Origin of the sequence: Rhodosalinus sp. (assembly GCF_046542825.1) — a bacterium.
GTDB lineage: Bacteria > Pseudomonadota > Alphaproteobacteria > Rhodobacterales > Rhodobacteraceae > Rhodosalinus.
This window is the reverse complement of sequence record NZ_JBKHAQ010000031.1, coordinates 21,649-27,945: the sequence shown is the minus strand read 5'-3', so window position 1 is coordinate 27,945 and position 6,297 is coordinate 21,649. Positions and strand designations below refer to the sequence as shown.

Here is a 6,297-nt window from a genome sequence, read left to right as displayed (position 1 = left end):
TTGGTGCGGGTGGAGGGACTCGAACCCCCACGCCTTGCGGCGCTTGGACCTAAACCAAGTGCGTCTACCAGTTCCGCCACACCCGCGCGGCCTTGTGTCTACCAGAGGCCACAGTCCGAGGCGAGAGGGGATCGCGCGCGGCTTTCCGCGCGACGACAACCCTTCGTTCAGCTACCCTGGGGCACAAAGAAAAAAGACTGAGGCAGGAAAAGGGGCAGCACATGACCCGGGACACGCTTGGGCGTGCCGCGGCGGTCGCGCGTGAGGCGCGGGCGGCGACGGATTTGCATGGTGTGCCGCTCGGCACGCCGATCTACGCCCAGGACGGCATCCTTCCGGTCGAACACCTGGTGCCGGGTGACCGGATCATCACGCGCGATGCGGGCCTCGTGACCCTGCGCGCACTCGACGCTTGCGCAGCCGTGGTGCCGCGGGTGCAGGTCTCCGCCGGTTGCTTCGGACGCGAGCGGCCGGCGGGCGATCTGATCCTGCCGGCGGCGCAACGGGTGCTGTTGAGCGGCGCGACGGCGCAGGCCATGATCGGCCGGTCGCAGGGACTTGTGACGCTGTCATGCCTCGTCGACGGCGAGACTGTCGAGGCGCTGGGGACCGGTCCGATCCGGCTGTTCACGCTGATCTTCGACCGGCCGCACCTGATCTACGCGGACGGGCTTGAACTGGCCAGCGCGGCGCCGGCGGTCGAACACGCGTGACGGCGCGGTGCCCCGGATCGAGCGGGACGGCCGCCTGCCTATCGCTTCAGCGCGGCAAGCACCCGCGGCAACGCCTCTGCCAGATCCTCCGCAATCAGGCCGGGGCCTGTCAGCCGCGCGGCCTCGACGTGCAGCCAGGCGGCGGCCTCGGCGGCACTTGCAGACTCGACCCCGCGCGCCATCAGCCCGGCGGCAAGGCCTGACAGGACGTCGCCGGCCCCCGCGGTGGCAAGCCAGGGCGCGGCACGCCCGTAGAGCGCGGCGTTGAGCGCGACCGCCCCGTCCGGCGCCGCGACGAAGGTGTCCGCTCCCTTCAGCAGCACCGCGCAGCCCGCCCGCGCGGCAGCCTCTTGCACCGCGTCCGCGCGCGAATAGCCCTGTGCCGCCTCCGTCTTCACCCGCTCCGCGAGATCGGGGAAAAGCCGCGCGAATTCGCCCATGTGCGGGGTCAGAAGGCAGCCCGCGTGAAGCTGCGCGAAGGGCGCCTCTTGGCTCGCGAGCAGCGTCAGCGCGTCCGCATCCAGCACCACGGCCCGGCCGGAGGCGAGCGCCGCGGCCAACAGGTCCGCGCCGCGCGCATCGACACCAAGGCCGGGGCCCAGGCAGAGCGCGTTGAGGCGCTCGTCCCGCAGCGCGGCCTCCAGCGCCGCGCCGTCACCGACCTCGCGCAGCATCACGGCGGTGAGCTGCGCGGCGCATTCCGGCAGCGCGGCGGCCGGCGCCCCAAGGGTCACCAGCCCCGCGCCCACGCGAAGCGCCGCGCGCGCGGCAAGGCGCGCCGCGCCCGTGCGCCCGGCCCCGCCCGCAAGCACCAGCGCGTGTCCATTCTTGTATTTGTGCGCGCCGGTCCCGGCACGCTTCTCCAGCCCCTCGGGCGGTCCCGACAGGCGCACCGCCGTGGGCGGCGCGGGCAGGCCGATGTCGACGGGCTCAACGCAGCCCACGTGGTTCGGCAGATCGCCGGTGAACTGGCCCAGCTTCATCGGCCGCACCGCTGCCACCATGTCGAAGCGCGCCGGATCGCCTCCGCCCAGGTGCGCGCCCGAATCCGACGAGAACCAGCTCGGCATGTCCACCGCCACCAGGCGCCCAGCGCTTGCGTCCGCCGCCTGCCGGGCGGCGCCCAGCGCCGCGCGCACCAGCTCCGGCACCTCGCGCGAGAGCCCGGTGCCGAAGATCGCGTCGACGAAAAGATCGGCCCGCAGGTCCGCGATCGCTCGCGCCTCCATCGGCTCGACCGGTCCCAGCGCGGCCCAGCGGTCGTGCGCGGCCTGCGCATCCTCGGACATCCTGTCGCGCGTGCCCCAGTGCAGGACCCGCACGCGCCATCCGCGGCCGAAGAGCAGCCGCGCGACGACGAAGCCGTCGCCGCCGTTGTTGCCGGGGCCGCACAACACGACGGCCCGCCGCGGGCGAGCGGCCAGGTCGGGCCAGGCAGCGAGGATCGCATCGACGATCCCCTCGCCCGCGCGGCACATCAATTCCCAGCCGCTGACGCGGCCCGCGTCGATTTCGGCCGCCTCCAGCGCGCGCATCTGCGCCGCAGTCACCAGCGGTTCCGCGACCTGCACGGGTCGGCTCGGTCCGGTCATGGTATCGGCCCTTTCCTGGCAGTGCGGCTGCCCTTAGGTTATGAGCGCCCACCGTCCGGCTCCGCAAGTGCACGGCGGGCGGCACGCGATTCACATTCTGCACAATTATTGATCGCAACGATCAAATCCGCGCCACCGCGTTTCGGGCACCCTTGCCGCGCAGCACCCCCTGCCCGGTTTCGATTGAGCCCCCCGGGACGCCGTGATCTGACCCGAACGGCACGGAGCGAGGAGGCCGCCATGAAGAAGCTCGAAGCGATCATCAAGCCGTTCAAACTCGACGAGGTGAAGGAGGCCCTGCAGGACGTGGGCGTGCAGGGGCTGAGCGTGATCGAGGTGAAGGGCTTCGGCCGCCAGAAGGGTCATACCGAGCTCTATCGCGGCGCGGAATACGTGGTGGACTTCCTGCCGAAGGTGAAGATCGAGGTGGTGCTCGACGACGATCAGGTCGAGGCCGCCGTTGACGCCATCGTGGCCGCCGCCAAGACCGAGAAGATCGGCGACGGCAAGATCTTCGTCAGCCCGGTCGAACAGGCCATCCGCATCCGCACCGGCGAGACCGGCTCGGACGCGATCTGACACCCCGAACGAGACCCCAGCAAGCGAAAGGGACGAAGGGAAAAATGAGCAAGGATTCGGTTCTCAAGACGATCAAGGACGAGGAGGTCGCCTATGTCGATCTCCGCTTCACCGACCCGCGGGGGCGGATGCATCACGTGACGGTCCTGTCCGACCTGGTCGACGAGGATTTCCTCGACGAAGGCTTCATGTTCGACGGCTCCTCCATCAACGGGTGGAAGGGGATCGAGGCCTCGGACATGAACATGGAGATCGACCCGGCGAGCGGCTATCTCGACCCGTTCTTCGCGGAAAAGACGATGGCGCTGCACTGCTCGATCCGCGAGCCCGACACCGGCGAACCCTACGAGCGCGACCCGCGCGGCACGGCCGAGAAGGCCGAGGCTTACCTGAAGTCCTCGGGCATCGGCGACACGGCGTTCTTCGGACCGGAGGCCGAGTTCTTCCTGTTCGACGACGTGCGCTATTCGACCGCGATGAACAAGGTCTCCTACGAGGTCGACGCGCAGGACGGTTCGTGGAACACCGACACCGAGTACGAGATGGGCAACACCGGGCACCGCCCCGGCATCAAGGGCGGATACTTCCCCCTGCCCCCGCTCGACGACGGGCAGGACATCCGTTCCGAGATGATGTCGACGATGAAGCGCATGGGCATGTCCGTCGACAAGCACCACCACGAGGTCGCGTCCTGCCAGCATGAGCTTGGCCTCATCTTCAACTCGCTCAAGAAGCAGGCCGACGAGCTGCAGAAATACAAGTACGTCATCAAGAACGTGGCGCAGGCCTACGGCAAGACGGCAACCTTCATGCCCAAGCCGATCGCCGGCGACAACGGCACCGGAATGCATGTGAACATGTCCGTCTGGAAGGACGGCAAGCCACTCTTTGCCGGCGACAAGTATGCCGACCTGAGCCAGGAGGCTCTGTGGTACATCGGCGGCCTGCTCAAGCACGCGCGCACGCTCAACGCGTTCACCAACCCCGGCACCAACTCCTACAAGCGGCTGATCCCGGGCTTCGAGGCACCGGTGCTGCGCGCCTATTCGGCGCGCAACCGGTCGGGCTGCATCCGTATTCCGTGGGCCGAAAGCCCCAAGGCCAAGCGCGTCGAGGCCCGCTTCCCCGACCCCTCGGCCAACCCCTATCTTGCCTTCGCCGCCCTGCTCATGGCCGGTCTGGACGGGATCAGGAACAAGATCGACCCGGGCGAGGCGATGGACAAGAACCTCTACGACCTGCCGCCCGAGGAGCTGGAAGGCATCCCGACGGTCTGCGGCTCGCTGCGCGAAGCGGTGGGTGCCCTGATCGCCGATCACGACTTCCTGCTCGCAGGCGACGTGTTCACCAAGGATCAGATCGAGGGCTACGTCGAGCTCAAGATGGAAGAGATCGAGTTCTACGAGCACACGCCGCACCCGGTCGAGTTCCAGATGTACTACAGCTGCTGAACACCTCCCGTCTCGGCGGGTACGCGGGGCGCCCCGGGGGCGCCCCGTTCGCATTCGCGCGAGTTGCCTGCGCCGAAAATCGACTGCCCGCTTTTGGGCGCATTCGATCCAAATTCCTGCCCAATGCACCCGGTACTCACAACCTGAGCGCGTTCCGGGAGAAGGAAATGACCGCAGCACTCGAGATGCCTTGCCACTTCGCGGCCCTCCGGCTTGACGGGGCCCTGCAAACCGAACCGGCCGCATTGCATGACCGGATCGAAGGCTGGCTCGCCGAATTGGGTCACGAGGTCGAGACCGGCGGGCCGCTTCCCGACGGCGCGATCTGGCTGCGGACTGCCGTCGCGACGATCCGGCTGGCCAGCGACGGCCCTGCGCGGCTGATCCTGCACGTTGCCGAGCGCGCCACCGCCCGCCCCACGGCCGAGGGCGAGGCACTGCTTCTGAATCTGACCTATCGCCTCGCGGCGCGGCTGTCGCCCCGTCGAATCGAATGGCAGGCCGACGGAAGCTGCATCGACACGGCGGATTTCATGGAGATCGCGGGCCGCGCGGCCGGCCGCATCCGCCCGATGCGCCCGGGCGCGATCCGGAGGGGCACCGCCTCCGAGCCGAGGCCCGCCCGACTGCCCGCGCTCGTCGACAACGCCTTCGAGCTTCAGCTGCGCGAGGCCTTCCGCGCGGCCGATGCGGAGGCCGAAGGCGAAACCGGCGAGGACAGCCCGCAGCAACGCTTCGCCGCATGGGCCTTTTCCGGGGCGGCCGCGCTGCTCTGCCTTCCCCTCGCGCCCGTCCTGCTGGCGGTGAACCTCAGGCACGGCCCGGACCCGCGCCTGCCGGCGCAGGCCTGCTCGTTGCTGGGGCTGTACTTCGCGCTGGATCACTCGGGCGCTTATGCCGACCTCGCGGCGCTGATGCCGATCTGACCCGACGCGCCGCCGGGCGCTTGCGTTGTGCGCCCGGTCCGATAGGCTTTCGATGCCAGAGATCCTGCGGTGTCCTCATGTTCCAGCGCCTGCGTCTCGCCGCCCTTGCCGCCGCCCTGCCAATCCTGCTGACGGCCGCCGCCCAGCCTGCAACGGCCGCTCCCTGCATCACCAGCAAGGCTGCCTTCGAGACCTACAAGCAGAACCTTGCGCATGACGCGCGCGCACAGGGTGTCAGCCAGCGCGGGCTCGAGGCCCTGAGGGCCGCGCGCCTGTCGGACCTGACCTGGCGCTTCGAATCGAATCCCGCCAGCCAGACCGGCGTCTCGCAGAGCGATCCGGCCACCTTTCTTGCGAAGCGGTCCGGCGGCTCGGCGCAGGGCTTCATCAACCAGGCGCGCGGGCAGCTCGGCCGGAACGCCGCGCTCTTCGAGTCGATCGAGCGCGGCTACGGCGTGCCCGGCAGCATCCTCGTGACGATCTGGGGGCTGGAGACAAGCTGGGGCGGCTACCTGGGCCAGACGCCGATTGTCGGCGGCGCCGTCACGCTCGCCTCCTACTGCCGCCGCCATCCGCGCTTCGAGGAGCACGCCGTTGCGGCCCTCAAGCTGGTGGATCGGGGTGTCGTCGACACCCGGACCCGCGGCGGTCCGTCCGGAGAACTGGGGCACATGCAGTTCCTGTCCGGCAACTGGCTGCGCTTCGGTGTCGATGCCGATGGCGACGGGCGTGCCGATCCATACGATTCGGTCGACGCGCTCGCCTCTGCCGCCAACATGCTGCGTCAGCACGGCTGGCGCGCCGGACAGCCCTTCGGCGAGGGCACCGCGAACTTCGCAGTCCTGAGCGCGTGGAACGACAGTGGAAACTACCAGAGGGCGATCGCCTACGCGGCCGAGAGAATCGGAAACTGACGCATGTGGCAACGCCGTCCGCCTCGTTGTTCACCTGAGCCGGACAATCTTTCCTTTGCCAGCACATTGCCTCCAACTATCCCGGATTTGACATAGTTTTTCCCTGTTTACCCTCCACAACC

General features: G+C 68.9%; 6 protein-coding genes and 1 tRNA gene. 5 read left to right on the top strand and 2 right to left on the bottom strand.

Annotated elements, in window-relative coordinates; translation table 11 throughout:
• Nucleotide 1: 1 nt before the first annotated feature.
• A tRNA-Leu gene (locus tag ACLFOB_RS06270) sits at nt 2-86 on the bottom strand.
• A 135-nt stretch (nt 87-221) separates the two neighbouring features.
• On the opposite strand from ACLFOB_RS06270, the gene ACLFOB_RS06265 reads away from it, so the two are divergent.
• Nucleotides 222-713 (top strand): Hint domain-containing protein, encoded by a 492-nt coding sequence (locus ACLFOB_RS06265; RefSeq protein WP_410925527.1) that lies wholly within the window; start codon nt 222-224, stop codon nt 711-713.
• A gap of 38 nt (nt 714-751) precedes the next feature.
• Here ACLFOB_RS06265 and ACLFOB_RS06260 read toward each other — a convergent pair whose 3' ends face one another.
• Nucleotides 752-2,305, bottom strand: a complete 1,554-nt coding sequence (locus ACLFOB_RS06260) for an NAD(P)H-hydrate dehydratase (RefSeq protein WP_410925526.1) — start codon at nt 2,303-2,305, stop codon at nt 752-754.
• A gap of 240 nt (nt 2,306-2,545) precedes the next feature.
• Here ACLFOB_RS06260 and ACLFOB_RS06255 point away from each other — a divergent pair, with 240 nt between their 5' ends.
• The 4 genes from ACLFOB_RS06255 (at nt 2,546) to ACLFOB_RS06240 (ending at nt 6,175) form a co-directional block, all read left to right on the top strand.
• Nucleotides 2,546-2,884, top strand: coding sequence for a P-II family nitrogen regulator (locus ACLFOB_RS06255; protein WP_410917181.1), 339 nt, complete (start codon nt 2,546-2,548; stop codon nt 2,882-2,884).
• A gap of 44 nt (nt 2,885-2,928) precedes the next feature.
• Nucleotides 2,929-4,335 carry a type I glutamate--ammonia ligase gene (gene glnA, locus ACLFOB_RS06250; RefSeq protein ID WP_410917180.1) on the top strand — a complete coding sequence of 469 codons (1,407 nt, stop codon included), beginning with the start codon at nt 2,929-2,931 and terminating at the stop codon, nt 4,333-4,335.
• A gap of 167 nt (nt 4,336-4,502) precedes the next feature.
• Nucleotides 4,503-5,261 carry a hypothetical protein gene (locus ACLFOB_RS06245; RefSeq protein ID WP_410917179.1) on the top strand — a complete coding sequence of 253 codons (759 nt, stop codon included), beginning with the start codon at nt 4,503-4,505 and terminating at the stop codon, nt 5,259-5,261.
• Between the two features lie 77 nt (nt 5,262-5,338).
• The gene (locus ACLFOB_RS06240) at nt 5,339-6,175 is read left to right on the top strand and encodes a lytic transglycosylase domain-containing protein (protein WP_410925525.1); all 837 of its coding nucleotides are present in this window, start codon (nt 5,339-5,341) and stop codon (nt 6,173-6,175) included.
• Nucleotides 6,176-6,297: the final 122 nt, after the last annotated feature.